Origin of the sequence: Streptomyces sp. Ag109_O5-1, from assembly GCF_003814875.1 — a bacterium.
Classification (GTDB): Bacteria; Actinomycetota; Actinomycetes; order Streptomycetales; family Streptomycetaceae; genus Streptomyces; species Streptomyces sasae.
Genome location: NZ_RKQF01000001.1, coordinates 5,395,573 through 5,420,544, shown reverse-complemented (window position 1 = coordinate 5,420,544; position 24,972 = coordinate 5,395,573). Strand labels below are relative to the sequence as shown.

Below are 24,972 nucleotides of genomic sequence, written 5' to 3'. Positions count from 1 at the left end.
GGTTTTTGCGGCCGCAGGCGGAACCGCACGCCGATACGGCCCCTCATCTCTTACAGCTCATCTCTTACGGCGCTCTCGTAAAGCCGTTTTCGTTGAGGCGGCGGCGCCTGGGACAATGGAGCGGTCAGCCGTGCGACCGTACCGGCTGCCCCATGTCAGAAAGAAGGACGTGCCGATCGTGGGTCAGAGCACCGAGACCACCGACTGGGTCTCCCGTTTCGCGGATGAGGTCATCGAGGAATCGGAGCGTCGGGCCGCGGGCAAACCGGTCGTCGTCGCGTCCGGGCTCTCGCCGTCGGGGCCGATCCACCTCGGCAACCTGCGCGAGGTGATGACCCCGCACCTGGTCGCCGACGAGGTCCGGCGGCGTGGGCACCAGGTCCGGCACCTGATCTCCTGGGACGACTACGACCGGTACCGCAAGGTGCCCGCCGGCATCGCCGGCATCGACGAGTCCTGGGCCGAGCACATCGGCAAGCCCCTCACCTCCGTGCCCGCCCCGGCAGGCTCCGCGTACCCGAACTGGGCCGAGCACTTCAAGGCCGCGATGACCGAGTCGCTCGCCGAGCTCGGCGTGGAGTTCGACGGGATCAGCCAGACCGCCCAGTACACCTCCGGTGTCTACCGCGAGCAGATCCTGCACGCCATGAAGCACCGCGGTGACATCGACGCGATCCTCGCCCAGTACCGGACCAAGCCGAAGACCGGCAAGAAGCCCCAGCAGAAGGCCGTCGACGAGGCCGAGCTGGAGGCCGAGGAGGGCTCGGGCGCGGCCGCCGAGGACGACGGCTCCTCCGGCTCCGCCGGGTACTTCCCGTACAAGCCGTACTGCGGCGGCTGCGGCAAGGACCTGACCACCGTCACGGCGTACGACGACGACACCACCGAGCTCACCTACACCTGCAACGAGTGCGGCTTCTCCGAGACCGTCCGGCTGACCGAGTTCAACCGCGGCAAGCTGGTCTGGAAGGTCGACTGGCCGATGCGGTGGGCCTACGAGGGCGTCGTCTTCGAGCCGAGCGGTGTCGACCACTCCTCACCGGGCTCCTCGTTCCAGGTCGGCGGGCAGATCGTCGGGATCTTCGGCGGCAAGCAGCCCATCGGGCCCATGTACGCCTTCGTCGGCATCAGCGGCATGGCCAAGATGTCCTCGTCGCGGGGCGGGGTGCCCACCCCGGCCGACGCGCTGAAGATCATGGAACCGCAGATCCTGCGCTGGCTGTACGCCCGCCGCCGCCCCAACCAGTCCTTCAAGATCGCCTTCGACCAGGAGATCCAGCGGCTCTACGACGAGTGGGACAAGCTCGACGCCAAGGTCGCCGACGGCTCCGCACTCCCCGGCGACGTCGCCGCGCACTCCCGTGCGGTGCGCACGGCAGGCGGTGAACTGCCGCACACGCCGCGACCGCTGCCGTACCGCACGCTCGCCTCCGTCGCCGACATCACCGCCGGACACGAGGACCAGGCGCTGCGCATCCTCAGCGAACTGGACCCCGCCAACCCGCTGGGGTCGGTGGACGAGGCCCGGCCGCGGTACGACAAGGCCGAGGCCTGGATCAACACCCAGGTGCCCGCCGACCAGCGCACCATCGTCCGCGAGGAGCCGGACGCCGAACTGCTGAAGTCCCTCGACGAGGCCTCCCAGCAATCCGTACGACTGCTCCTCGACGGCCTCGCCGAGCACTGGTCGCTCGACGGACTGACCCACCTCGTGTACGGCGTGCCCAAGGTGCAGGCCGGATTCTCCGCCGACGCGACCCCCAAGGAACTGCCGGCCGAGATCAAGACGGCCCAGCGCACGTTCTTCGCGCTGCTGTACCACCTGCTCGTCGGACGGGACACGGGGCCGCGGCTGCCCACGCTGCTCCTCGCCGTGGGGCAGGAGCGGGTACGGCGCCTGCTCGGGGAGTAGCCCGACATGAAGAAGGGGCCCTCCGTCGAGGAGGGCCCCTTCTTCATGTCCTGCGTCCTACGCGATGTGGTCTTCCTGCAGTTCCGCCGTGTGGCGGTTCGTGAAGCGGTTCACCATACGGTCCGCGTCGCGCTGCGCGAGCGTCACGCCGTACGTCGCCTCCACGTCGTCCCTGAGCTGGCCCGAGGTGGGGTAGCTGCCGTCTATCGACTTCTTGAAGACCAGGTAGAAGTCTTCTTCGTTCGGCTCCGGCGGGCCGCCGCCCTCACCCAGCTCGCGGGTCCGGCCCGGTCCGGAGGGGATGGGGAAGCTGCCGGTGGTCTCCGAGGCGGATTCCTCGGGGAGGGGCTGCTCGTCCTGCGGGAACTGGCCCTGGGGGAACTGCTCCTGCGGGAACTGGTCCTGCGGGAACTGCTGCTGGTACTGCTGTTGCTCCTGCTGGTACTGCTGCTGCTGTGCCAGCCAGGCGGCGTACCGAGGGTCGTACGTCGGGTCGTAACCGCCCTGGTACTCGATCTCCTGGGGGTCTCTGGCCTGCAGCCAGGGGTTCGTCTCCTGCTCGGGCGCCTGCTGGGGCACGTCCGCGGGCTGCTCGGTGCGCGGGGCGGGGATCAGCTCGGCGCGCTGCTCGCCCTGCGGAACCGCCACGGCGGCGGACACGGCTGCGGGCGCGGGAGCCGGCAGCAGCACCGGGACCTCTATCCCCGCCGCCGCCAGACCCTCCGGAGCCGTCTCCGCCAGCGGGACGCCGTAGCGAGCCAGGCGGAGCGGCATCAGGGACTCCACCGGAGCCTTCCTCCGCCACGCCCGGCCGAAGCGGGAACGCAGCCGCGCCTGATAGACGAGACGTTCCTGCTCCAGCTTGATCACCTGGTCGTAGGAGCGGAGCTCCCACAGCTTCATACGGCGCCAGAGAAGGAACGTCGGGACCGGCGAGAGCAGCCAGCGGGTGAGGCGGACCCCCTCCATGTGCTTGTCCGCCGTGATGTCGGCGATACGGCCGATCGCGTGCCGGGCCGCCTCGACGGCGACCACGAACAGGATCGGGATCACCGCGTGCATGCCCACACCCAGCGGGTCCGGCCAGGCCGCCGCGCCGTTGAACGCGATCGTCGCGGCGGTCAGCAGCCAGGCCGTCTGCCGCAGCAGCGGGAAGGGGATGCGGATCCAGGTCAGCAACAGGTCCAGGGCGAGCAGGACGCAGATACCCGCGTCGATGCCGATCGGGAAGACATAGGAGAAGTTCCCGAAGCCCTTCTTGATGGCCAGCTCACGGACGGCCGCATACGAACCGGTGAAGCCGATACCGGCGATGATCATCGCTCCGGACACGACGACGCCGATGAGAACGCGGTGCATCCGAGTCAGCTGCATTGGCGCGGCCACCCGTACTCCCCTCCCCTTGCGTGTTGTTGCGCGCAACAGGGTGGCACATGTGTGCGGCGCCCGTGTTGCCGGTCAGCCCTTCTTGGCTGACGACTTCGAAGGCGACGCGGACGCGGAGGGCGACCCGGAGGCCGACTTCGACGGCGTCGCCGCAGGTGAACTCGTAGCAGGCGCCGACCCGTTGCTCGACGAGACCGCTGCCACCGCCTCCTTGGCGGCCGCCTCCGCGGCCTTCGTGAGGGTGTCGGCGTCCGGCGTCTTCTCGCCGGCCAGACCCGCGCCGTTGTAGTCGACGGTGACCACCACGTTCGCGACCCGGGCCACGACCGTCTGCTGCTTGAAGGCGCCTTCCTTCTTCTTCAGGTCGTAGCGCACCACGGTCGCCTGGTCGCCGGCCCCGGTCACCGGCACCGACTTGGTGTTCTTGGCACCGGACACCGACTGGGCGTCCTGCAGCTGCGTGGTGTAGTACGCCTCGGCCTGCTTGTCACCGGTACCGCGGCCGGCGTCCGAGTCGAAACGGAGGAAGGAGATGTTCAGCCAGCGGAACTGGGAGCCCTTCACACCGTTGTTGTCCAGGCTGCTCCAGGAGCAGCTGCTCCGCGTCGCCGTGTCGTCCGAAGCGCCGTCCTTGCCGGACGTCACACCCTTCGGCACGAGCTGGGTGAGCGTCTTCTTAGACAGCGCCGCGCACGGCTTGGGCAGCGTCTGGTACTTGGCCGCCTGAACGGTCGAAGAGGGAGCCGTGGTGGATCCGGCGGGGGCGGTGGCCGGGTTCGAGCCGCCACCGACATCCTTCGCGGAGTCGTCGGAGCCCGAGGAGCAGGCGGCCGCGAACAGGGCCACCGCGGGGACGGCGGCCGCGCAGACGAGGCCGCGGCGCAGGCGCCCTGCCCGTCGCTGTGCGTTCCGCTCGTTCCGGGCGCGCTGGTCGTCTCGCTGGACTGCTACTCGCTGCATGGTTCCTTCACTCATACGTTCGGGGTTCCTGCGGTCTGATCGGGTCCGAGGGGCCACGGTACGCGGTGAGGGAGCTGTGCGGTTTCGGTTCACGTGCTTTGCGGGCCGGGTGGAGAGGGCGTGTCCGCACCCTCAGCCGTTGAGCGCCTCGGCCAGTTGGGCCGCCAGTTTCTGGGCCCTGTCCTGCATTTCCTCGCTGTCCGGGACGGTCCCGGTGGCCATCGGCTGCTCCTCGTACTCGATGGTCACCACGACGTTGGACGTGCGGAACACCACAGTCACCGTCCGCTGTTCGGAAGTCGAACCGGAGCCGCTGAGCTGGTCGTCGATATAGCCCTCGTCACCGAGATCGGTGAGGACACGGGGCTGGAGGTCGGCCGAGGGGGTGGAGGGGGAGGCCGAGGAGGAAGCGGAGATGGAGGCGTCGGCGGACGCGGAGCCTGAGGCATCGGCGGAGTCCGACGTGGACGCCGAGGCGGACGCGGAGGCCGAGGCCGAGGCCGAGGCGGAGGGGGAGGGGGAGAGGGACGGGGATCCGGACGCCGACCCGGACGGCGACTCCGATTCCGACTCCGTCGGGCTCGGGGACGCGGACTCGGCGGGGATGTCGGCCGCCGTCTCCAGCCGCGTGTAGATGGTCTGCGCCTCGCTGTCGTCGCTGACCGCGTTGTCGTACGACACCACGCGCTCGAAGTCGACGTGCAGCCGGTCCGTGGCGTCGGTGGACTCGACCTTCCAGCGGCAGCCGACCTTGCGGTCGGTGTCGTAGGTGAGCGTGGCCTCGCCCTCGTAGGCCTTCTCCTGCTGGTCCGCGTCGGTGATCTGGGCGATGCCGGGGAGCAGGGAGTCGAGGGTGTCGTGGCTGACCGCACCGCAGGCCTCGGGGAGGTTGCGGTACTTGCCCGGCTGGGCGGCGGCGGTGGAGGTGCCGGTGTCCGCGTTCTTGTCGCCGGCGTCGTCCCCGCCGCTGGAACCGCTCGTGCAGCCGGCCAGCAGAGCCGCGAGGAGAGCGGCGGTGCCGGCTACGTACGCCTTCCGCTGCACGGTCAGGCTCCTTTCCGTTCACTGGGTCGCTCGGTCCTGCTCCAGTGTCCCCGCTGGTTAATCGCTTGCCGCAGCGGGGCGCCCCCTGGAGACAATGTGTATCGCACGCACTGCTGTGAACGCCGGTCCCATGTCTGATTTGGGTGCTCTTGGCATCACATTTGCATTCTGATGCGCTAAATCTTTTTGTCACGTTTCACGGGGGAATGAGGAAGACATGTCGTACGTGGAGATACCGGGGGCGAAGGTACCGATCCGGATGTGGACCGACCCGGCGACCGTCGAGGACGTGGCCCTCCAGCAGCTGCGCAACGTCGCGACGCTGCCGTGGATCAAGGGCCTCGCGGTCATGCCGGACGTCCACTACGGCAAGGGCGCGACGGTCGGCTCCGTCATCGCCATGCGGGGCGCGGTGTGCCCGGCGGCGGTCGGGGTCGACATCGGCTGCGGGATGTCGGCGGTGAAGACGTCCCTGACGGCGAACGACCTGCCGGGCGATCTGTCCCGACTCCGCTCGAAGATCGAGCAGGCGATTCCGGTGGGGCGGGGGATGCATGCGGAGCCGGTGGAACCGGGGGACTTCCACGGGCTGGCCACGACCGGATGGGGGGAGTTCTGGGGGCGGTTCGAGGGGGTGGCGGATGCAGTCAAATTCCGTCAGGAACGGGCGCACCGGCAGATGGGAACGCTCGGATCCGGAAATCACTACCTTGAACTTGGTCTTGATCAGTCGAATTCGGTCTGGATCACGCTGCACTCCGGATCTCGGAACATTGGGAAGGAGCTGGCCGAGTACCACATCGGTGTGGCCCAGAGGCTCCCGCACAACCATGGCCTGATCGACCGGGACCTTGCCGTCTTCATCGCGGACACCCCGCAGATGATCGCTTACGAACACGACCTTTACTGGGCTCAGGAGTACGCGAAGTACAACCGGTCTATCATGATGGCACTCCTCAAGGACGTCATCCGTAAGGAGTTCAAGAAGGCCAAAGTAACCTTCGAGCCCGAAGTGAGCTGCCACCACAATTACGTGAGCCGCGAGCGCTACGAGGGCATGGACCTGCTTGTCACGCGCAAGGGTGCCATCCGTGCAGGGTCTGGTGAGTACGGCATCATCCCCGGGTCAATGGGTACTTGCTCGTACATCGTGAAGGGGCTCGGGAACGAGAAGGCCTTCAACTCGGCGTCGCACGGGGCCGGTCGGCGGATGAGCCGCAATGCGGCAAAGCGTCGCTTCACGACCAAGGACCTGGAGGAGCAGACGCGGGGTGTCGAGTGCCGCAAGGACTCCGGGGTGCTGGACGAGATTCCGGGTGCCTACAAGAACATCGACCAGGTGATGGAGCAGCAGCGCGACCTTGTTGAAGTGGTGGCGAAGCTGAAGCAGTTCATCTGTGTGAAGGGCTAAGACAGTGATGGGCGCGACGATCGTGCGCCGCGCCCATCATGTGCCGCTCAGTCCGGTAGCGGGTGATGGTGGGTGCGGTGAGTAGAATCCGGTCCATTTCGCGAGTCCACTCGATGCCTGCCGGAGGCAGCCAGGTCCCGAGTGAACCGACGGCTGTTTGTTTCCGCTCCAGTGAGAGACAGCCCGGGTAATAGAGATCGGCTGCCAACACCTGCGCGTTTTCCTGGGAGCATGAGGTCCATGAACCGGTGGGCGTTAAGCTCGCATTCGGCCACAGGGAAGCCTCCACTTCCATGCTGGTCAGGCCCCCGGCTGGGCTGCATCCCCGCCGAGGGCCGTCTCATCGATGGTGTGGCGCGAGCCTAGGTCGCCTGTTCAGGCGCTGCTCGGGTGATCGATGATGTTCACCCCTGTGAGTGACCGCGTGCCTTCGTCATTTCGCGTGGCGGACCGCGTAGATCATCACGAACGCGATGATGTGGATGCCGAAGAGGAAGTAGCCGAGGAAGTACCAGACCTGGCGTTCGTTCTTGGTCTCCTGTTTCAGGCGGGCCTTTTCCAGGTCCTTTTCCAGGGCCGCCGTCGGGTCCTTGGCCGGGTCCTTGTCCGGCATCACAGTTCCCGGTGGACCTTGGTGTTGGAGGCCTGGGCGCGGGGGCGGACGACCAGGAGGTCGATGTTGACGTGGCTGGGGCGGGTGACCGTCCAGGTGATGGTGTCGGCCACGTCGTCGGCGGTGAGGGGTTCGGCCACGCCCGCGTAGACCTTCGCCGCCTTGTCCGTGTCGCCGCCGAAGCGGGTCAGTGCGAACTCGTCCGTCTTGACCATGCCGGGGGCGATCTCGATCACGCGCACCGGCTTGCCGACGATCTCCAGGCGGAGGGTCTCGGCGAGGACATGGGCGCCGTGCTTCGCGGCGACGTAGCCGGCGCCGCCCTCGTAGGTGCCGAGTCCTGCGGTGGAGGAGACGACGACCACCGTGCCGTCGCCGCTCGCCTCCAGCTTGGGGAGCAGGGCCTGGGTGAGGTTCAGGGTGCCGATGACGTTCGTCTCGTACATCGTGCGCCAGTCGGCGGGGTCGCCGGTGGCCACCGGGTCGGCGCCGAGCGCTCCGCCGGCGTTGTTCACGAGGACGGAGATCGCTTTGAAGGCCGTGGCGAACTCGTCGACCGCCTCTCGGTCGGTCACGTCCAGCGGGTAGGCCGTGGCCTGGTGGCCCGCCTCGGTGAGCTCCTTGGCCAGCGCCTCGATGCGGTCCTCTCGGCGGGCGGTGAGGACGACGCGGTAGCCGGCTGCGGCGAGCTTGCGGGCGGTGGCGGCGCCGATGCCGCTGCTCGCGCCGGTGACTACCGCGATGCGGGAGGGGGCCATGGGGGTGTGCTCCTCGGCGGGGTGTGCGTGTGCGGGCTTGTCTGTGGCAAGGATAGGTGGGGGGTAGCCGTCAGTTTCTCGGCGCCCACATGATCACCGCCATTCCCGCCAGGCAGATCGCCGCGCCCGTGATGTCCCAGCGGTCCGGGCGGTAGCCGTCGGCGACGGCGCCCCACAGGATCGAGCCGGCCACGAAGATGCCGCCGTAGGCCGCCAGGATGCGGCCGAAGTGGGCGTCCGGCTGGAACGTGGCGACGAATCCGTACGCGCCCAGGGAGAGGATGCCGCCGGCGATCCAGAGCCAGCCGCGGTGTTCCCGTACGCCCTGCCAGACCAGCCAGGCGCCGCCGATCTCGAAGAGGGCGGCGACGACGAAGAGGGCGGCGGAGCGGAGGATGAGCATGGCTGCAAGCGTGTCACGTCGTGCCGTGTCACCTGTTGGGAGGTGCCTGGGGTGGGGCCCGGGTGGCATACATCCGTATGAATGTCGGACTCGGGGTCGGACGGGACGGATGGCGTGGCGATGCGGCGATACGGGCTTGCGGCGGTCGGTGCGGTGGCGGCGGGTGCGCTGGTGCTGGGGACGGGCGGTACCGCCTGGGCCGGGGAGGCCGATCTCGAGGTGCACGGTTCCGCCGTGCTGGACGGGGGGCTGATGGAGGTGCGGTTGAGCCCCCGCGATCACGGGCCGGACGCCTTGGCCGGTGCGAGTGTGCGGCTGCGCTGGTCGGCGGCGCTGGCGGACGCTCAGCAGCTGCCCGCCGGGTGTGCGCGGACCGGTGACCGGGAGGTGGTGTGCGGCACCGGGCCGCTGGCCGTGGACGAGCCCGGCGAGCAGCTGGTGGTTCCGGTACGGCTGCGGGAGCGGCCGTCGGAGGTGACGCTGTCGGTGGATGTGGCCTGGAGCGGGGGCGTGGTGGACCACGACCGTACGAACGACACGCAGCGGGTGCTGGTGCTGGCGACCGGGGACCCGTACGTCTTCTGAGCCGGATGGTTCCGGGTCAGATGATGTCGAGGTGGTCGAGGAACGGGGTCGCGACGGCCGGGTCGCCCGTGATGCGGCAGTGGTCGCGCCAGGGTGAGCGGGTGGTGGCCCAGGCGATGAAGGCGAGCGCCGTGCTGTGCACCCGGGTGGGGGCGTCCGCGCCGGGGGTCACGGTCAGCTGCCCGTCCGGGTCGGTCGCGGGGTGGACGGTGACGGTGGTCGCGCCGGGTCCGGTCAGGTCGAGGACCAGGGGGTGGCGGACGGTTGCGGTGAGTTCCGCTCCCTGCATCTGGGGGAGGCCGGCGAGCATGAAGTCGATGGCGGGGGCCACCTGGTCGCCGGTCGGTTCCGGCAGGGTGAGCGGGAGCGGGCCGTCCGGGGCGAGCAGGTCGTTTCGGAGGTGGCAGAAGACGTTGAACGCCATGGTGTTGGCGAGGAGGTGGCGGGGGTAGGTGCCGAGCCCGGGGACCTCGACGGGTTCGTCGGCCTCCGGGGGTTCCTGGGCCGCCGCCAGGAGGTCCAGTTGGCGTGGGGTGCTGTGCCGCCACTCGTCGAGGACGTCGATGTGGGCGAGGCCGCGGCGTTGGTCGACGCGCAGGTCGTGGTAGCGCTCGCGGTTCTTCGGCAGCGTGGGGTCGGGCGGTGGCGGGTCGACGGCCTCGGTGGCGAGCGCCGCGAGGTGGGCCAGCACGTCGATGACGCGCCAGCCGGCGCAGGCGGACGGCAGTTCCCACTGGCCGTCGTCCACCTGGGGGATGATCTCGGCGAGCTGCGCCGTGCTGGATCGCGCGGCGGCCAGGCCGGCCCGGGTCATCGTGCCTCCCTCATCTGTTCGGCCCGTCCGGGCAGGCGGCGTTCTGCCCGATCCAGACGGTCTTGGCGTTCATGAACTCCCGCATGCCGAGGTCGGACCAATTCGCCCATTCGGGCCATCGGTGGGCGCGGTATCACCGGATGCATGGCACGCGCGGGCGCGTGACTGCGAGACACCCATGACGAAGCAGATGCAGGCAGCCCGGATGCGCGGATACAAGGAACTCCTTCGGATCGAAGAGGTCCCGGTGCCCGACCCCGGCCCGGACGAGATACTCCCGAAGGTCGCTGCGGCCGGCATGTGCCGCAGCGACTACCAGCTGCTCAACGGCTACGTCGAGGTCATGCGAGGGCCTCTACGACTTCCTGGGCGAGAGGGCCGGAGGACGCGGGGTTCTGCCCGGTGAAGAGGTTGCGGTCCACGACCGTGTAGGGCTCCCAGGCGGGGCCCCGCGAATACTCGGTGGGCAGCTTCTTCAGCTCGTCCTCCAACAGCCATTTGGCCTTGTCTGCGAAACCGACACCGGCCTCCTCCTCGTTGCAGAAACCCGTCAGCCGGTAGTTCGCGAAGGGCGTGTCACCGTTCGCGTCACGGGTCGCGAGGATGGCGGCGGGGGCGTGGCAGACGATGCCGAGCGGACGGCCGGAGGCCAGTGCCTCCCGCAGCAGCGCCCCGGAGTCCGCGTCGACCGAGAGGTCCTCCATCGGGCCGTGGCCGCCGGGGTAGTAGACCGCGTCGTAGTCCGAAAGGCGGATGTCGGTGAGGGGGACGGCGTACCGCAGCTGCTCCGCCTCCTCGATGACGGCTTCCTCGCGGAGGGCGTTCTCCTCGCCGCCCGCCATACGGGGCCGCAGGCTCATCGTGTCCACCACGGGTACGACCCCGTGCGGAGTTGCGACGGTGACCTCGTGCCCGGCGCCGGTGAACACACTGTAGGGAGCCACGAACTCCTCGGCCCAGTAGCCGGTGGGATGTCGGTGCCCGTCCTTGAGGGTCCAGTAACTCGCGCCGGTCAGCACACACAGGATCCTGGCCATGGGACGCTCCTCCGGGGCATGTGCGAATGTGCCCATCAAGTCTGAGCGGGTATCCCGGAGGCCGCAACCGTTGGTCGCTGTGCGGGAAATGCGCCGGCCATTCCCGTTACGGGTATTCTTGTGGCGTGTTTTTTTGAGGTACGGCAAACCGGCGGTGTCGAGGGATTGCCATGATCAGACCCTACGGTCCCTATGATTTCCTGCCGTCGATCAGGGATTTCTCGGTGGCCTCGGAATCCGTGGCCAATGGTGGGGAACTGGCCCGCGAACAGGTGAGCGGCATTCTCGGTGCCGGCGGGTCGGACATCTCACCGCAGCTGAGCTGGTCCGGTTTCCCCGAGGAGACGCGGAGTTTCACGGTGGCGATGTTCGACCCCGATGTGCCCACCGCCTCAGGATTCTGGCACTGGGCCGTGGCCAACCTGCCCGCCTCCGTGACCGACCTTCCGGCCGGGGCGGGAGACGGCAGGCAGCTGCCCGGCGCGGCGGTGACGCTGGCCAACGACGCCGGATACCGGAGATACCTCGGTCCGGCGCCGCCGCCGGGCAACGGCCCGGACCGCTACTTCCTCGTGGTGCATGCCGTGGATACCGAGGAACTGGAGGTGTCGGAGTCGACGACCCCTGCCTACCTCGACTTCCTGCTGTTCCGCCACGCGATCGCGCGGGCGACGATGTACGGCACCTTCGAGCGGGCCTAGACACAGCGGGCACCGGCGCTGCCGGTGCCCGCTGCTCAGGACTTTTGCGTCGTGCCCCACATGTAGTCCTCGGCGGCCTCGGTGATCAGGTCCTTGACCGCCTGGGGGTGGGAGACGAGGGAGACGTGCGAGGAGTCGATCTCGACGGTCCTGCGGGCGTTGGCCCGTTTCGCCTCGAAACGCTCCAGGCTGGGGTTGATCGCCTTGTCCTGCTTGCCGACGAGGGCGTACACGGGTTTGGTCCGCCATGCGGCGCCGGTGAGTCTGTCCGCGAAGGCCGACATCGCGATCGGACGCTGGGTGACTGCCATGACGGCGGTCTGGCCGGCGGGCAGGTCCGCGGCGAAGACCTGGCGCAGCCGGTCCGGCTGTATGTACACGTCCGTGCCGGTGGTGCCGTCGGCGTTGCGGAAGGGCACCTGCTTGAGTGCCTGGGTGAGCGGGGCGGGGGCGAACTTCGCGGCGAGGACGGCCTGCGACTCTCCCGCGTCGGGCATGATCGCGTTGATGTAGACGAGGGCCTTGACGTTGTCGTTTCCGACGGCGGCCTGGGAGATGACCTCGCCGCCGTAGGAATGGCCGGCCAGGACGATCGGTCCCTTGATGGACTTCAGGAAACTCGCGAGGTACGCCGAGTCCTGGGCGACGCCGCGGAGCGGGTTGGCCGGTGCGGCCACCGTGTAGCCGTTCTGCTGGAGCCGTTCGACGACACCGTTCCAGCTCGACGCGTCGGCGAAGGCGCCGTGCACGAGCACGATGGTGGGCTTCGCCCGGCCGGGATCGCCGCTCGGGCCACCGGCCTGTGCGGTATCGGGTGCCAGGGCGGAGGTGGCTCCGGACAGGGCCAGAAGTGCCGCGCCCCAGCGGGCGATGTGGACGGTGCGGCGGGACTCACGGGATATGCGCATGCCGGTCCTTCGGCGCGGGGGCGTCGGGCGACGCCCGGGATTCCAGCGTCGAGGTCCCCGGACGGTGCGGCCTCGTGGGCGGGCCGTCCGGGTGAACGCGGCACCCCGAGGGCCGGTGTCAGGTGGAGCCGTTCGTCGTTCCGAAGGTGATCCGGTAGGAGCAGGCGCCCTTGCAGGGCATCGTCGCGCCGTCGTCGAAGGCGTAGGAGTAGGCGTAGGGAGCGGCGCGTTTGAAGACCTGGGTGTAGTCGACGGGCCACTTGGAGGGGATGCAGTTGTCGCGTCCCGCCCAGGCGCCGCGGCAGCAGTAGGTGTCGCCGCCGAACGCCGCGCACGGCGGTTTGCAGCCGGTCTCCTGGCCGCCGGAGAGGGCCTGCATCGCCTTGGGGCAGTTGACGTTCGTGGTGCAGGTGCCCTTGTAGCAGCCCGCGGAGCTGACCGGGTCGGTGGTCGTGGTGTGGGAGATGTTGATCCACATCGGCAGGTTGGCGCCGTCGACCATGCTGACGTCGTAGAAGTCCATGCCGGCGTAGGCGTCGAAGGTGAACTCGCCGAGGGTGGTGGGCGGGTTGCCGCCGCTGCAGACGCTGGTGCAGTCGCCGGTGGCGCAGGGGCCGGCGGCGGTGCCGTCGGTGCATCCGGTACGGCCCCAGATGCGGCCGCCCCAGTTGTTGGCCACCGTCACCGACATGCTCTGGCCCGGGGCCAGTTTGCGGCCCGCCGGGTAGACGGAGGTGTTGGTGACGACGGCCCAGACCGTCTTCGGGGTCTTGTTGACGACGGTGATCAGGCGTTTGCCGGCGGGCGCGGTGGCGGGCTGTGCGGCGGCGGCCTGGGGTGTTGTCCCGTCCGGTTTCGGGGTGGTTTTCGGTGCTGCCTTGGGCTTGGCCGAGGCGGAGGGTGAGGCGCTGCGGCTCGGGGAGGGGGACGGCGAGGGGGAGGGGGCCGAGGTGGTCGGTGTGCCGGAGGGGAGGGCGGCGGCCGTCTGGCGCTCCACCGTGCGGGCGGTGCCGGTTCCGGACGACGGTGTCCATGCGCCGTAGGTGACCAGGACGGTGGCGGCCGTCGCGAGGGCGGCCGCCGCGGCGTACCACCAGAGGTTTCGTGGTGGTCTCGCGCCGTGTCTCCTGCGTCCTCGTGCCATCCTCGTGCCTTCCTCGGGCTGTGCCGGCGGTGTGCCTGCCCTTCGGTGACCTCGGTGGCGGGGGCCGTACAACATAAATTGCGTAGCCGGACACGTAGCGACGTCGACCCGCCCGTTTTTCTGTTGTCCCCGTGTGTGCCGGGGGGTCTCCGTTCCGACAGCCGGACCTCAATGGCCGGACCCCTGCGCGGAGGAACAGAGCCACATGATCGAGAACCGACGGAGGGGGCCCGACCCTGGCGTGGTGACGGCGGCGCGCGCCGGCGACAGACCGGCTCTGGAGCGCCTGGTGGACCAGTGCCTGCCGCTGGTCTACAACATCGTCGGCCGGGCCCTGAACGGTCACGCCGATGTCGACGACGTCGTACAGGAGACGCTGTTGCGCATGGTGCGGGGGCTGCCGAAGCTGCGGGATCCGTCGGCGTTCCGGTCGTGGCTGGTGGCGATCACGATCCGGCAGGTCCGGAACCGGGAGCAGTCGCGGGCCACGGACCGGGACCGCAGGGCCCACCTGGACGACGCGGAGACGATCACCGACCCGGCCCTCGACTTCGCCGGGCTGACCATTCTGCGGCTGGGGCTGACGGAGCAGCGCCGGGAGGTCGCCGAGGCGACGCGCTGGCTCGATCCGGACGACCAGGAGCTGCTGTCCCTGTGGTGGCTGGAGGAGACGGGCGAGCTGGAGCGTGCCGAGCTGGCCGGGGCGCTGGGGCTGTCCGACCGGCATGCCGCGGTGCGGGTGCAGCGGATGAAGAAGCAGATGGAGGTCTCGCGGTGTGTGGTGCGGGGCCTGGGGGCCGAGCCGCGCTGTGCGGAGCTGGACGGGATCGCCCTGCCGTGGGACGGCATGCCGAGTCCGCTGTGGCGCAAGCGGTTCGGCCGTCATATACGCGGCTGTGGGGTGTGCGCGGGCCTGGAGCGCGGGCTGCTGCCGATGGACCGGCTGCTGAGCGGTCTGCCGCTGCTGGCCGTGCCGGTCAGTCTCGATCCGGCGCGGGTGGTCGCGCTGGCCGCGGAGGGTTCCGGGTCCGGCGGTGGGCCGCGTGGGCCGCGTGGGCGGCACGGGCGTACGGCCCGTCGGGTGGCCCGTCGGGTGGCGCGCAAGCAGATCGTCGTCGGGGGGTCGGCGGCGGTCGCGGTCGTCGCGGTGGCCGCGTTGGTCGCCGCCCGGATGACGGCGGGTCCGACCGCCCCGGCCGCGGCGACGGACCCGCCGCCGACTCCGGTGGCCGTCACCTCGTCCGCCGCCGCCCCGAGTCCCAGTGCGAGTCCGAGTCCGGGCCCCAGTGAGTCCCCTTCCCCGAAGGCGTCGGCGAAGCCCACTCCCTCGAAGCACACCGCGGCGCCCGTGCAGGTCGCCTCGGGTGCGAAGAAGGGGGTCGGGGTGTGGACGTTCGGCGGGGTGAGCCAGGCGCTCGCCGAGAGCGGGGCGAGCTGGTACTACACCTGGAACACCCAGCACCAGGGAGTGACGACTCCGGGGTCGTCCTCCTTCGTGCCGATGATCTGGGGTGCGTCGTCCGTGACCGACGCGTCGCTGGCGCAGGCGCGTGCGGCGGGGCCGTATCTCCTGGGGTTCAACGAGCCCGACATGGCGCAGCAGTCGAACATGACCGTGGAGCAGGCGCTGGGGCTGTGGCCCAAGTTGATGGCGGCGGGCAAGGTGCTGGGCAGTCCGGCGGTGGCGACGGGGGCGGCTACTCCGGGCGGCTGGCTGGACCGGTTCATGTCCGGGGCCTCGGGGAAGGGGTACCGGGTCGACTTCATCACGCTGCACTGGTACGGCGGGGACTTCCGCACCCCGCAGGCCGTGGAGCAGCTGAGGGAGTATCTGGCGTCGGTGTATGTGCGCTACCACAAGCCGATCTGGCTGACCGAGTACGCGCTGATCGACTTCTCGCAGGGGACCCGTTTCCCCTCGGCGCAGCAGCAGGCGGCGTTCGTCACGGCGTCCACGAAGATGCTGGACGGTCTGTCCTACGTCCATCGGTACTCGTGGTTCGGGCTCGGCGCGGATGCGTCGAAGCCGAGCAGCGGGCTGTTCACGAACGGTACGACGGCCACGGCGGCGGGCCGGGCGTTCCAGGCGGCGCGTTGACGGGAGAGGGGCCGGTGCGGTCGTCGGCACCGGCCCCCTCCGGGTCATGGGCTGACGCCCCAGGTGACGCGGTAGCCGCACTCTCCGGAGCAGGTGAACACGCTGGTCGCGTCGTCGTTGACGTAGGAGTAGGCGTTGGGGTCGGCCGCCTTGAACACCGTGGCGGAGTCGATGGGCCAGGAGGACGGCACGCACTGGGGGCGGGCGGCGTAGGCGCCGGTGCAGCAGGTCTGGTCCGTGTTGAAGACCAGGCAGGCGCTCAGGCAGGCGACGACACGGCCGTCCCGGGTGCGCTGCAGCTTCTTCGGGCAGGTCGCGATGGTGTCCTTGACGCAGCCCGCCGCGGTGCAGCCGTTGGCGTCGATCTTGTCCTTGGACGTGCCGCCGTAACTGTTGACCCACATCGGCAGGTTGTAGCCCTCGACCTGGCTGGCGTCGTAGAAGTCCATGCCGTTCCAGGCGTTCAGGTTGAACTCGGCGAGGGTGGAGGGGAATTCGCCCCAGGTCGAGCCGCACTGGAATTTCCCGCAGCCGCCGCTCAGGCAGGTGCCGTTGCCGGCGGCGTCGAAGGAGCAGCCGGTGCGGGCCCAGAGGCGGACGTCCCAGTGGTCGGGGATGGCGAAGCTCAGGCTCTGCCCGGGCCTGAGCACCCAACCCGTGGCCGCCACGGGGTGTTTGGGGTCGGCGGCGATGGCCGGCCAGATGGTCTCGTGGAGGCGGTTGACCAGGGTGATGGTGCGTTTGCCGACGGGGCCGGTGGCGGCTGCCGGCTGCTTCGTGGTGGAGGTGGCGGAGGTTTTGGCGGGAGCCGACTTCGTGACGCGCGGGGATGCAGAAGGGGACGGTGACCTCTTGGGGGAGGCGCCGGCGAGAGGCATGGCGGTGGTGGCCGTCGTATCAGGGGTGGCAGCCGGCACGGCGGCGACGGTGTGCTGTTTCGGCGCCGGGCCCGACTGCATACGGGCCAGTACCACGCCGGTCACCAGGGCGAGGCACGTGAGGAGTACGGCGGCGGTGGCGGCGAGGCCGGAGCGGCGGCGGTTGCGGCGGTGGTGCATGTCACGGGGCTCCTGTCCGTTCCCACGGGGGTGGGCTGTCGTAGGGGAGACCTGGACGGTTGGTGCGGGATAACGGAAACGGGGGGCGTGGTGGCCGTGCTTCGGCCGCGGGCCGGTGGGGGCTGGTCGCGCAGTTCCTCCCCCAGTCTTCGGCCGGGGGTACCCCCAGCGCCCCTGACGGGGCGCTTCAGCGAGGGCGTTCTCCTGTGCCCCCCGAGGGGAATAGGTGGCGGCGGGGTCTCGTTCTGTGGGTATAGTTGAATCGTAAACAACCTGGAGGGTGAGCGAGCATGCAGTTCGGGATCTTCACGGTCGGCGATGTCACGCCGGACCCCACCACGGGGCGGACGCCGTCCGAGCGGGAGCGCATCAAGGCGATGGTGGCGATCGCGCTCAAGGCCGAGGAGGTCGGGCTGGACGTGTTCGCGACCGGCGAGCACCACAACCCGCCGTTCGTGCCGTCGTCGCCGACCACCATGCTCGGCTACATCGCCGCGCAGACGGAGCGGCTCGTGCTCTCCACCTCCACCACCCTGATCACCACCAACGACCCGGTGAAGATCGCCGAGGACTTCGCGATGCTCCAGCACCTGGCCGACGGCCGGGTGGACCTGATGATGGGCCGCGGCAACACCGGCCCGGTCTACCCCTGGTTCGGGCAGGACATCCGGCAGGGCATCAACCTCGCCATCGAGAACTACGCCCTGCTGCACCGGCTGTGGCGCGAGGACGTCGTGAACTGGGAGGGCAAGTTCCGCAGCCCGCTGCAGGGCTTCACCTCCACCCCGCGCCCGCTGGACGGGATAGCGCCGTTCGTCTGGCACGGCTCCATCCGCTCGCCCGAGATCGCCGAGCAGGCCGCCTACTACGGCGACGGCTTCTTCCACAACAACATCTTCTGGCCCGCCGACCACACCAAGCGGATGGTCGAGCTGTACCGGGCCCGGTACGCCCACTACGGGCACGGCACGCCCGAGCAGGCGATCGTCGGCCTCGGCGGCCAGGTGTTCATGCGGAAGAACTCGCAGGACGCGGTGCGCGAGTTCCGGCCGTACTTCGACAACGCGCCGGTCTACGGCCATGGGCCCTCCCTGGAGGACTTCACCGACCAGACCCCGCTGACCGTCGGCACGCCCGAGCAGGTCATCGAGAAGACGCTGGCCTTCCGCGAGTACGCCGGTGACTACCAGCGTCAGCTGTTCCTCGTCGACCACGCGGGGCTGCCGCTGAAGACAGTCCTGGAGCAGCTCGACATGCTGGGCGAGGAGGTCGTACCGGTGCTGCGCAAGGAGTTCGCGAACGGCCGTCCGGCGGACGTTCCCGAGGCGCCCACGCACGCGTCGCTGCTGGCCGCCGCCGCTGCTGAGAAGACGGAGACGAAGGAGGTCCAGGCATGAAGCTCGTCGTCGTGTCGGCGGGGCTGAGCGTGCCGTCGTCCACGCGGCTGCTGGCGGACCGGCTGGCCGCCGCGGTGGGGCGGGAGACCGAGGTGCAGGTCGAGGTCGTGGAGCTGCGCGACCTCGCCGTCGAGATCGCGCACAACTTCACCAACGGGTTCCCCGGGCGGAAGCTGGCGGCCGCCCTGGAGGCGGTGACGGAGGCGGACGGCCTGATCGCCGTGACCCCGGTGTTCACGGCGTCGTACAGCGGGCTGTTCAAGTCGTTCTTCGACGTGCTCGACAAGGAGGCGCTGGTCGGAAAGCCGGTGCTGATCGCGGCGACCGGCGGTACGGCCCGGCACTCGCTGGTGCTGGAGCACGCGCTGCGGCCGATGTTCGCGTACCTGCGGGCGGTGGTCGTACCGACGGGCGTGTACGCGGCGTCGGAGGACTGGGGTGCGGAGGGCCTGGAGGACCGCATCGAGCGGGCGGCTGGGGAACTGGCGACGCTGATGTCGGGCCTGTCGGTGGCCAAGCCCCGGAAGTCCGACGACGACCTGCAGGTGATCCCGTTCGCGGAGCAGCTGGCGAGGCTGGCAGCGAACTGAGCTGTAGCGCCCCGTAAGGGGCGCTGGGGGTACCCCCGGCCGAAGGCTGGGGGAGGAACTGTGCGCCCGGCCCCCGCCGGGCGGCAGCCGAAATTCGACCGCCCGGTTGCCTCTGTGACGGTGAGAGGCAGGTAAAAAGGGTGATCGTAGGCCCGCTCACCACGGCGGAACCGCCGGAGGCCTTGGCAGACTGGGTCCGTGCCCCAGACTGTGCTGCTCGCCGAAGACGACCGCGCCATCCGCCACGCCCTTGAGCGTGCCCTCACCCTGGAGGGTTATGAGGTGACGGCGGTCGCGGACGGCGTGGAAGCCTTGGCGCATGCCCACCGCGACAAGCCCGACGTCCTCGTCCTCGACGTGATGATGCCCGGGATCGACGGCCTCCAGGTCTGCCGTGTCCTGCGCGCGGAAGGCGACCGCACCCCCATCCTGATGCTGACCGCGCTCGTCGAGACCGCCGACCGGATCGCCGGGCTGGACGCCGGCGCCGACGACTACGTCGTGAAGCCCTTCGACGTCGAAGAGGTCTTCGCCCGGCTCCGCGCGCTGCTGCGCCGTACCTCCCCGGTGACCACCGGCGGCGGCAGCGGCGGCGGCGGCTCCTTGGCCACCGACCCCGGCCGGGAACCGCAGGTCTCCGACCGCCAGGTGGAGGCCGCCGGACTGCGCATGGACCTCCAGGCCCGCCGGGCCTGGCGCGGCCGGCGCGAGCTGGAGCTGACCCGTACCGAGTTCGAGCTGCTGGAACTGCTCGCCCGGAACGCGGGGATCGTCCTCGACCACTCCACCATCTACGACCGGATCTGGGGCTACGACTTCGGACCCGGCTCCAAGAACCTCGCCGTCTACGTCGGCTACCTGCGGCGCAAGCTCGACGAGCCGGGCGCGCCGCAGCTGATCCACACCGTCCGTGGCGTGGGTTACGTGCTGCGGGAGGACTGAGTGGGCCGCCTCGGGCGGCTGGAGCGGCTCAGGCGGATGTTGGTGCAGCGCCGGCCCAAACTCGTCTCCCTGCGCACCACCTTCGTCGTCTCCTTCGCGGCGGTCACCGCCGCCGTCACGATCGTCGTCGGCATCCTGTCCTACAACGCCGCCGCCCGCCTGGTCCGCGTCGACCAGCAGTCGGTGTTCACCCAGGTCGTCTCCGACGTCCAGGACGAGGTGAAGACGCACAAGATGGTGCCGGACGACTTCTCCTCCTCCCGGCCCGGACACGATCTGGTCCGCCCGGCCCGTACCGACGTCCAGGTGCTCGGCGCGCAGGGCGAGATCGTCGACCACGGCGACCCGGTGCTGCCCGTCACCGTCGCGGACCGGGCGGCCGCCATGGCCAGGCACGCCGGGAGGACGGTCCAGCACAAGGACGTCCGGGTCGGCGACGACCTGTTCCGGATCGCCACGGTCGCGCTCGGCGACGGGCGGGGCGCGGTGCAGGTGGCGCAGGAGTTCAGCGACACCGAGGACCTGCTGAAGGCGCTCCAGCAGCGCACCCTGGCGCTGATGGCGGCGGTCGTGGTCGCCGCCGGACTGTTCGGCTGGTGGCTGGCCCGCCGGATCACCCGGCGGCTGGTGATCCTCACCTCGGCCGCGGAGGACGTGGCCCGCACCCGGCAGCTGGGCATCGAGGTCCCGGTCACCGGGCTCGACGAGGTGGGCCGGCTGGGCCGCGCCTTCGACCGTATGCTCGGCCGCCTCGCCCAGTCGGAGGAGGACCAGCGGCGGCTCGTCCAGGACGCCGGGCACGAACTCCGCACCCCGCTGACCTCCCTCCGTACGAACATCTCCCTCCTGCGCCGTATCGACGAGCTGCCGCCCGCCACCCGGGACGACCTCGTCGCCGACCTCGGCCAGGAGGCACGCGAGCTGACCGACCTGGTCAACGAACTGGTCGACCTCGCGGCCGGGCAGTCCGACACGGAGCCCCCGCAGCAGGTGGACCTGGCCGACATCGCGGAGGACGTGGCGGGGCTGGCCCGCCGCCGTACCGGGCGTGAGATCAGGGTCCGCTACAGCGGCGACACGAGCACCGACGGCCGCCCCGGGATGCTGCAGCGGGCCATCTCCAACCTCGTCGAGAACGCCGCCAAGTTCGACCGGGGCGGCAAGGCGCCCATCGAGATCAGCGTCACCGGCCCCGCCCGGCCGGGCACGGTCCGCGTCGAGGTCCTGGACCGCGGTCCCGGTATCGCCGACGGCGACCTGATCCGTATCTTCGACCGCTTCTACCGCGCCGCCGACGCCCGGTCCCTCCCCGGCTCCGGCCTCGGCCTCTCCATCGTCCGCGAGGTCGCCATGGCCCACGGCGGCACCCCCTTCGCCTTCCGGCGGGAGGGCGGCGGCTCGGTGATCGGCTTCACGGTGGGCGGCGGGATCGTGGGAGGCGGGTTCCCGCGCACGTGAACCACGTGCTCTGGGCCGCCGGCCGGCCCCGCGCCCGCGTCTTCCGGCACGGCACCGCGACCGCCGTGGCCGCCCCTGCCCGCTCCGGCCGGGACCGGATCGCGGTGGCGGGGGAGGCGGCGGACGCCCTGCCCCTCGTACGGGACGTGTCCACGATGACTGCGGCCCTCTTCTCGCCGTGGCCGCCGATGCCTGGTCGGTGGACGGATGTGGCTTTCCGGCCGGGGTCGTGACCCGGCCCGAGGCCCGCGGTCGGGGGCCGGCCGCGGCCGGCCCCCGGTTCGTCGTGGACGCGCTGGTACGGGACCACGGCCGGGCCGCGCTGATGGTGGACGCCGACAACCCGGCCGCGATCGCGGTGTACGAGCGGGTCGGAATGCGCGGGTGCCTGTTCGGGGCGGCCGGGGTCGGGTGATGATCGGGGCACCGGGTGACCTTGGGGAGGACGTCATGCTGACCGATCAGGAGGCCGCGGCCCTCGCGTGCGTCGACGAGGCGGCGGTCGGCAGGACCTTGCTGGAGCTGATGGCCGTCCCGAGCGTGACCGGGAGCCCGGCGGAGTCGGAGCTTCAGCACCTGCTGGCCGGGCGGCTGGAGCGGCTGGGCCTCGACGTGGACCTGTGGTCCATGGATCTGCCCGCCCTGCTGGCCGACCCGGAGTTCCCGGGGATGGAGGCGGCGCGGGACGAGGCGTGGGGACTGGTGGGGCGGACCGGTGAGGGTGACGGGCCGACGCTGATCCTTCAGGGGCATGTGGACGTGGTTCCGCCGGGAGACCGGGCTGCCTGGGAGGGCGATCCGTTCGTGCCGCGGGTGACCGGCGACGTCGTGCACGGGCGCGGGGCGTGTGACATGAAGGCGGGGCTGGCGGCGCACCTCGCCGCCCTGGCCGCGGTCCGGGCGGCCGGGGTGCGGCTGCGGGGGCGGGCGGCGGTGCACTTCGTGGTGGGGGAGGAGGACGGCGGGCTCGGCGCCTTCGGGACCCTGCGGCGTGGGTACACAGGCGACGCCTGTGTGATCACCGAGCCGACGGCGGGGACGCTGATCACGGCGAACGCGGGGGCGCTGACCTTCCGGCTGTCCGTGCCGGGCAAGGCGGCACACGCCAGCTCCCGGGACGCGGGTGTGAGCGCGATCGACGGATACCTGGCGATCCACCGGGCGCTGGCGGAACTGGAGAGGGCCCGCAACCACGCGCCCTCTCCCCTGATGGCCGAGTACCCGATCCCGTACGCCCTCTCGGTCGGGACCCTGCGTGCCGGGGACTGGGCCAGCAGCGTGCCGGACCTGCTGACCGCCGAGGGACGGCTGGGCGTCCGGCTGGACGAGGAACCGGCCGGGGCGCGGGCCGAGCTGGAGCGGTGCGTGGCCGAGGTGTGCGCCGCCGACCCGTGGCTGCGGGAGCATCCGGCGACGGTGACCTGGCCGGGCGGGCAGTTCGCGAGCGGGCGGCTCCAGGAAGGCCATCCGCTGCGGGGCCTGGTGCGGGACGCGTGCGCGGACGCCAACGGCTGGTCGTCCCGGCCCCGGGAGCGCGGGGCGCCCTACGGCAGCGATCTGCGGCTGTACGCGGGGGCCGGGATCCCGACGCTGCAGTACGGGCCGGGGGACGTCCGGGTGGCGCACAGCGCGCAGGAGCGGGTGTCGGTGGCGGAGGTGGTGGCGGTGGCCCGGACGCTGGTGCTGACGGTGCTGCGGACGGTGGGGGGCGAGTAGGCGGTGCCAACTCCGAAGGCCGGTAACCCCGTTGCGGGGCTACGAAGACGGTGATGGGGGGCCGGGGCTTGGAAGTCCCCGGCCCTCGTCACGCTCCCCAGGGAACCGTGAGGAATCCCTCCGCCCGGGCGCTCGCCAGGCCGATCCGCGGGATGTCGCTGCTCCTTGCGAAGAGCAGGTAGCGGGGCTCCCACACCGGGCGGTACTTCGCGTTCGCGCGGTACAAGGACTCGATCTGCCACCAGCGGGAGAAGAACGTCAGGATCCAGTGCCACAGGCGCAGGACCGGGCCGGCGCCGAGGCGGGAGCCGCGTTCGAAGACCGAGCGGAACATCGCGAAGTTCAGGGAGACCCGGTCGATCTTCAACTCGGCCGCCTGGAGCAGGAGTTCCACGACCATGAACTCCATCAGGCCGTTCTCGGAGTCGCGGTCGCGGCGCATCAGGTCCAGGGAGAGGCCGTGCTCGCCCCAGGGCACGAAGCTGAGGAGGGCGCGGGGGGTGTCGTCCGCGTCCCGGCACTCCAGCATCATGCAGCGGCCGTCCGCCGGGTCGCCGAGGCGGCCGAGCGCCATGGAGAAGCCGCGCTCGGTGGCGCCGTCGCGCCAGTGGTCGGCCTTCTCCATGAGCTTGGCCATCTCGTCGTCCGGGATGTCCTCGTGGCGGCGGACGCGGACCGTGTAGCCGGCCCGTCGGACCCGGTTGTGGGCCTGGCGGACGACCCGCATCGCACGGCCTTCGAGGGTGAAGTCGGCGATGTCGACGATCGCCTCGTCGCCCAGTTCCAGGGCGTCCAGGCCGTGGCGGGCGTAGACCGTGCCCGCCTCCTCGCTCGCGCCCATGACGGCGGGGGTCCACGCGTGGCGCTGCGCCTCCGTCAGCCATGCGTCGATCGCGCCGGGCCAGGCCTCGGGGTCGCCGATCGGGTCGCCCGAGGCGAGGCTGACGCCGCCGACGACCCGGTAGGTGACCGCGGCCTTGCCGGTCGGGGAGAAGATCGCCGCCTTGTCGCGGCGCAGGGCGAAGTAGCCCAGGGAGTCACGGGCGCCGTGCTTGTCCAGCAGCTCGCGCAGCCGGGTCTCGTCCTCCGGGCTGAGCAGGCGGCGGCCGCGCGGGGAGCGGAAGCCGGCGTACAGGACCAGGCAGAAGGCGGCCGCGAGCAGGATGTTGATGATGATGTCGGTCCAGCGCGGGGCGTGGACCGCGGTGACGTGGTCGGCGAGCGGGCCGACGCTGACGCCCCGCAGGAGGGTGTACGCGATCTCGTCGGGGAGGGTGGCGCCGGGGAGCTTGTTCGTGGCGTGCACCAGGAGGGTGCCCAGGCCGCCCGTGACCAGTACACCGCCCACGCCCACCGCCGCGGCCAGCTTCGGGTTCGACGGGTCGCCGACCGCGTTGAACTCCCGGCGGCTGATCAGCAGCGCGGCGACGAAGAGGCCGGTCAGGGCCGCCGAGACCCAGTTGAAGACGTGGGCGCGGTACTCGTGCTGGGTGAGCGCGAGGACGTAGAGCGCGAAGAGCGGGGTGGACAGCGCGATGTTGACCACCCAGGCCGCGCGCTTGCGGCGCCGCATCACCAGGACGAAGAAGATCGCGAGGGCGGCCGAGACCAGGCCCGCGGTCGCCAGGTACGGCGTGAAGAACTGGCCGGAGTGGTGCGCGTGCTGCCGGTGGAGGTGCAGGGTGATACGGCCGTTGTTGTGTTCGTCGACCTCTTGGCGGAACGGGAGCGACAGCACTGCCGCTATGTTCAGTACGGCGATCACACGCAGGTACCAGACGGTGGCGTCGGCGGCTCGTCTGCGCAGTGCGCCGCCGCGGTCGGTGCCGGGGGCGCGGCGGGCGGCGGAGGCCCGCGGGGGATTCAGGGTCGACGGCTGTGTCGACTGCTGTGGGGGCATGGTGAGCGGTCACCTTGGGGACAGGGGACGGGGACGGAGACGGGATGATGGCAGAAGGGCTGACCCTACGGCCTGTAGGTTAGCTGTGGGAGACGCGGGGGAGATCTGCTGCGGTACGGAAAAAGGTGTGAAACAGA

General features: G+C 70.5%; 24 protein-coding genes. 12 read left to right on the top strand and 12 right to left on the bottom strand.

From position 1 onward, the window contains the following. The first annotated feature begins 169 nt into the window (after positions 1 to 169). Entirely contained in the window at positions 170 to 1,912 is a 1,743-nt protein-coding gene (lysS, locus tag EDD90_RS24300; RefSeq protein WP_123981570.1) for a lysine--tRNA ligase, read from the top strand. Between the two features lie 57 nt (positions 1,913 to 1,969). On the opposite strand, the gene EDD90_RS24295 is transcribed toward lysS, so the two are convergent. The 3 genes from EDD90_RS24295 to EDD90_RS24285 form a co-directional block, all read right to left on the bottom strand. After that, complete coding sequence (locus EDD90_RS24295; RefSeq protein ID WP_123981568.1) at positions 1,970 to 3,271, bottom strand: DUF2637 domain-containing protein; 1,302 nt, start codon at positions 3,269 to 3,271, stop codon at positions 1,970 to 1,972. A 99-nt stretch (positions 3,272 to 3,370) separates the two neighbouring features. Continuing rightward, positions 3,371 to 4,258 carry a DUF3558 domain-containing protein gene (locus tag EDD90_RS24290; protein WP_260328024.1) on the bottom strand — a complete coding sequence of 296 codons (888 nt, stop codon included), beginning with the start codon at positions 4,256 to 4,258 and terminating at the stop codon, positions 3,371 to 3,373. Between the two features lie 132 nt (positions 4,259 to 4,390). Then, on the bottom strand, positions 4,391 to 5,302 hold the full coding sequence (locus tag EDD90_RS24285; RefSeq protein WP_123975169.1) for a DUF3558 domain-containing protein: 912 nt from the start codon (positions 5,300 to 5,302) through the stop codon (positions 4,391 to 4,393). Positions 5,303 to 5,519: 217 nt separating this feature from the next. Here EDD90_RS24285 and EDD90_RS24280 point away from each other — a divergent pair, with 217 nt between their 5' ends. Further along, complete coding sequence (locus EDD90_RS24280) at positions 5,520 to 6,713, top strand: RtcB family protein (protein ID WP_123975168.1); 1,194 nt, start codon at positions 5,520 to 5,522, stop codon at positions 6,711 to 6,713. Positions 6,714 to 7,146: 433 nt separating this feature from the next. Here EDD90_RS24280 and EDD90_RS24270 read toward each other — a convergent pair whose 3' ends face one another. From EDD90_RS24270 to EDD90_RS24260, 3 genes are all read right to left on the bottom strand, one after another. Then, positions 7,147 to 7,326, bottom strand: a complete 180-nt coding sequence (locus EDD90_RS24270; protein ID WP_123975166.1) for a hypothetical protein — start codon at positions 7,324 to 7,326, stop codon at positions 7,147 to 7,149. Then, a complete protein-coding gene (locus tag EDD90_RS24265; protein WP_123975165.1) occupies positions 7,326 to 8,084 on the bottom strand; it encodes an SDR family NAD(P)-dependent oxidoreductase in 759 nt (252 codons plus the stop codon). Before EDD90_RS24265 ends, EDD90_RS24270 begins: the two co-directional genes overlap by 1 nt. A 70-nt stretch (positions 8,085 to 8,154) precedes the next feature. Further along, complete coding sequence (locus EDD90_RS24260; RefSeq protein WP_123975164.1) at positions 8,155 to 8,487, bottom strand: YnfA family protein; 333 nt, start codon at positions 8,485 to 8,487, stop codon at positions 8,155 to 8,157. A gap of 120 nt (positions 8,488 to 8,607) precedes the next feature. On the opposite strand from EDD90_RS24260, the gene EDD90_RS24255 reads away from it, so the two are divergent. Continuing rightward, the gene (locus EDD90_RS24255) at positions 8,608 to 9,072 is read left to right on the top strand and encodes a hypothetical protein (RefSeq protein ID WP_123981566.1); all 465 of its coding nucleotides are present in this window, start codon (positions 8,608 to 8,610) and stop codon (positions 9,070 to 9,072) included. A gap of 16 nt (positions 9,073 to 9,088) precedes the next feature. Here the strand turns inward: EDD90_RS24255 and EDD90_RS24250 are convergent, their stop codons facing one another. Next, positions 9,089 to 9,886: a maleylpyruvate isomerase family mycothiol-dependent enzyme gene (locus EDD90_RS24250; protein WP_123975163.1), complete on the bottom strand. Its 798-nt coding sequence runs from the start codon at positions 9,884 to 9,886 to the stop codon at positions 9,089 to 9,091. A 341-nt stretch (positions 9,887 to 10,227) separates the two neighbouring features. Next, positions 10,228 to 10,923 (bottom strand): type 1 glutamine amidotransferase domain-containing protein, encoded by a 696-nt coding sequence (locus EDD90_RS24240; protein WP_123975162.1) that lies wholly within the window; start codon positions 10,921 to 10,923, stop codon positions 10,228 to 10,230. A 170-nt stretch (positions 10,924 to 11,093) separates the two neighbouring features. Here EDD90_RS24240 and EDD90_RS24235 point away from each other — a divergent pair, with 170 nt between their 5' ends. Then, positions 11,094 to 11,624: a YbhB/YbcL family Raf kinase inhibitor-like protein gene (locus EDD90_RS24235; protein ID WP_123975161.1), complete on the top strand. Its 531-nt coding sequence runs from the start codon at positions 11,094 to 11,096 to the stop codon at positions 11,622 to 11,624. 35 nt (positions 11,625 to 11,659) lie between these two features. Here the strand turns inward: EDD90_RS24235 and EDD90_RS24230 are convergent, their stop codons facing one another. Beyond that, a complete protein-coding gene (locus EDD90_RS24230) occupies positions 11,660 to 12,532 on the bottom strand; it encodes an alpha/beta fold hydrolase (protein ID WP_123975160.1) in 873 nt (290 codons plus the stop codon). Between the two features lie 118 nt (positions 12,533 to 12,650). Beyond that, positions 12,651 to 13,676: a thaumatin family protein gene (locus tag EDD90_RS24225; protein ID WP_123975159.1), complete on the bottom strand. Its 1,026-nt coding sequence runs from the start codon at positions 13,674 to 13,676 to the stop codon at positions 12,651 to 12,653. Between the two features lie 205 nt (positions 13,677 to 13,881). Here EDD90_RS24225 and EDD90_RS24220 point away from each other — a divergent pair, with 205 nt between their 5' ends. Continuing rightward, on the top strand, positions 13,882 to 15,774 hold the full coding sequence (locus EDD90_RS24220) for a sigma-70 family RNA polymerase sigma factor (RefSeq protein ID WP_123975158.1): 1,893 nt from the start codon (positions 13,882 to 13,884) through the stop codon (positions 15,772 to 15,774). Positions 15,775 to 15,818: 44 nt separating this feature from the next. On the opposite strand, the gene EDD90_RS24215 is transcribed toward EDD90_RS24220, so the two are convergent. Continuing rightward, positions 15,819 to 16,832: a thaumatin family protein gene (locus EDD90_RS24215; RefSeq protein WP_123975157.1), complete on the bottom strand. Its 1,014-nt coding sequence runs from the start codon at positions 16,830 to 16,832 to the stop codon at positions 15,819 to 15,821. 290 nt (positions 16,833 to 17,122) lie between these two features. Between EDD90_RS24215 and EDD90_RS24210 the strand changes: the two genes are divergently transcribed. The 7 genes from EDD90_RS24210 (at position 17,123) to EDD90_RS24185 (ending at position 22,935) form a co-directional block, all read left to right on the top strand. After that, on the top strand, positions 17,123 to 18,229 hold the full coding sequence (locus tag EDD90_RS24210) for an LLM class flavin-dependent oxidoreductase (protein ID WP_123975156.1): 1,107 nt from the start codon (positions 17,123 to 17,125) through the stop codon (positions 18,227 to 18,229). Beyond that, positions 18,226 to 18,819: an FMN reductase gene (locus EDD90_RS24205; RefSeq protein WP_123975155.1), complete on the top strand. Its 594-nt coding sequence runs from the start codon at positions 18,226 to 18,228 to the stop codon at positions 18,817 to 18,819. The genes EDD90_RS24210 and EDD90_RS24205 overlap by 4 nt, the downstream gene beginning before the upstream one ends. A 198-nt stretch (positions 18,820 to 19,017) precedes the next feature. Next, positions 19,018 to 19,761: a response regulator transcription factor gene (locus EDD90_RS24200; RefSeq protein ID WP_123975154.1), complete on the top strand. Its 744-nt coding sequence runs from the start codon at positions 19,018 to 19,020 to the stop codon at positions 19,759 to 19,761. 36 nt (positions 19,762 to 19,797) lie between these two features. Beyond that, a complete protein-coding gene (locus EDD90_RS24195; protein ID WP_123981564.1) occupies positions 19,798 to 21,219 on the top strand; it encodes a HAMP domain-containing sensor histidine kinase in 1,422 nt (473 codons plus the stop codon). Next, complete coding sequence (locus tag EDD90_RS57535; RefSeq protein WP_260328023.1) at positions 21,216 to 21,452, top strand: hypothetical protein; 237 nt, start codon at positions 21,216 to 21,218, stop codon at positions 21,450 to 21,452. The genes EDD90_RS24195 and EDD90_RS57535 overlap by 4 nt, the downstream gene beginning before the upstream one ends. Beyond that, entirely contained in the window at positions 21,449 to 21,634 is a 186-nt protein-coding gene (locus EDD90_RS57530; protein WP_260328022.1) for a GNAT family N-acetyltransferase, read from the top strand. Before EDD90_RS57535 ends, EDD90_RS57530 begins: the two co-directional genes overlap by 4 nt. Positions 21,635 to 21,669: 35 nt before the next feature. Then, positions 21,670 to 22,935 carry an ArgE/DapE family deacylase gene (locus EDD90_RS24185; RefSeq protein ID WP_123975152.1) on the top strand — a complete coding sequence of 422 codons (1,266 nt, stop codon included), beginning with the start codon at positions 21,670 to 21,672 and terminating at the stop codon, positions 22,933 to 22,935. A gap of 88 nt (positions 22,936 to 23,023) precedes the next feature. On the opposite strand, the gene EDD90_RS24180 is transcribed toward EDD90_RS24185, so the two are convergent. Further along, on the bottom strand, positions 23,024 to 24,835 hold the full coding sequence (locus EDD90_RS24180; RefSeq protein ID WP_123975151.1) for a phosphatidylglycerol lysyltransferase domain-containing protein: 1,812 nt from the start codon (positions 24,833 to 24,835) through the stop codon (positions 23,024 to 23,026). Positions 24,836 to 24,972 lie beyond the last annotated feature (137 nt).

Excerpts from the sequence above, each read along its gene's own strand:
- EDD90_RS24210 (WP_123975156.1), top strand. The coding sequence starts at position 17,123 with ATGCAGTTCGGGATCTTCACGGTCGGCGATGTCACGCCGGACCCCACC.
- EDD90_RS24280 (WP_123975168.1), top strand. The coding sequence starts at position 5,520 with ATGTCGTACGTGGAGATACCGGGGGCGAAGGTACCGATCCGGATGTGG.
- EDD90_RS24250 (WP_123975163.1), bottom strand. The coding sequence starts at position 9,886 with ATGACCCGGGCCGGCCTGGCCGCCGCGCGATCCAGCACGGCGCAGCTC.
- EDD90_RS24260 (WP_123975164.1), bottom strand. The coding sequence starts at position 8,487 with ATGCTCATCCTCCGCTCCGCCGCCCTCTTCGTCGTCGCCGCCCTCTTC.
- EDD90_RS24265 (WP_123975165.1), bottom strand. The coding sequence starts at position 8,084 with ATGGCCCCCTCCCGCATCGCGGTAGTCACCGGCGCGAGCAGCGGCATC.
- EDD90_RS24225 (WP_123975159.1), bottom strand. The coding sequence starts at position 13,676 with ATGGCACGAGGACGCAGGAGACACGGCGCGAGACCACCACGAAACCTC.
- EDD90_RS24270 (WP_123975166.1), bottom strand. The coding sequence starts at position 7,326 with ATGCCGGACAAGGACCCGGCCAAGGACCCGACGGCGGCCCTGGAAAAG.
- EDD90_RS24255 (WP_123981566.1), top strand. The coding sequence starts at position 8,608 with ATGCGGCGATACGGGCTTGCGGCGGTCGGTGCGGTGGCGGCGGGTGCG.
- EDD90_RS24195 (WP_123981564.1), top strand. The coding sequence starts at position 19,798 with ATGTTGGTGCAGCGCCGGCCCAAACTCGTCTCCCTGCGCACCACCTTC.
- EDD90_RS24180 (WP_123975151.1), bottom strand. The coding sequence starts at position 24,835 with ATGCCCCCACAGCAGTCGACACAGCCGTCGACCCTGAATCCCCCGCGG.
- EDD90_RS24215 (WP_123975157.1), bottom strand. The coding sequence starts at position 16,832 with ATGCACCACCGCCGCAACCGCCGCCGCTCCGGCCTCGCCGCCACCGCC.
- EDD90_RS24295 (WP_123981568.1), bottom strand. The coding sequence starts at position 3,271 with ATGCACCGCGTTCTCATCGGCGTCGTCGTGTCCGGAGCGATGATCATC.
- EDD90_RS24240 (WP_123975162.1), bottom strand. The coding sequence starts at position 10,923 with ATGGCCAGGATCCTGTGTGTGCTGACCGGCGCGAGTTACTGGACCCTC.
- EDD90_RS24220 (WP_123975158.1), top strand. The coding sequence starts at position 13,882 with ATGATCGAGAACCGACGGAGGGGGCCCGACCCTGGCGTGGTGACGGCG.
- EDD90_RS24185 (WP_123975152.1), top strand. The coding sequence starts at position 21,670 with ATGCTGACCGATCAGGAGGCCGCGGCCCTCGCGTGCGTCGACGAGGCG.
- EDD90_RS24235 (WP_123975161.1), top strand. The coding sequence starts at position 11,094 with ATGATCAGACCCTACGGTCCCTATGATTTCCTGCCGTCGATCAGGGAT.
- EDD90_RS24290 (WP_260328024.1), bottom strand. The coding sequence starts at position 4,258 with ATGCAGCGAGTAGCAGTCCAGCGAGACGACCAGCGCGCCCGGAACGAG.
- EDD90_RS24230 (WP_123975160.1), bottom strand. The coding sequence starts at position 12,532 with ATGCGCATATCCCGTGAGTCCCGCCGCACCGTCCACATCGCCCGCTGG.
- EDD90_RS24205 (WP_123975155.1), top strand. The coding sequence starts at position 18,226 with ATGAAGCTCGTCGTCGTGTCGGCGGGGCTGAGCGTGCCGTCGTCCACG.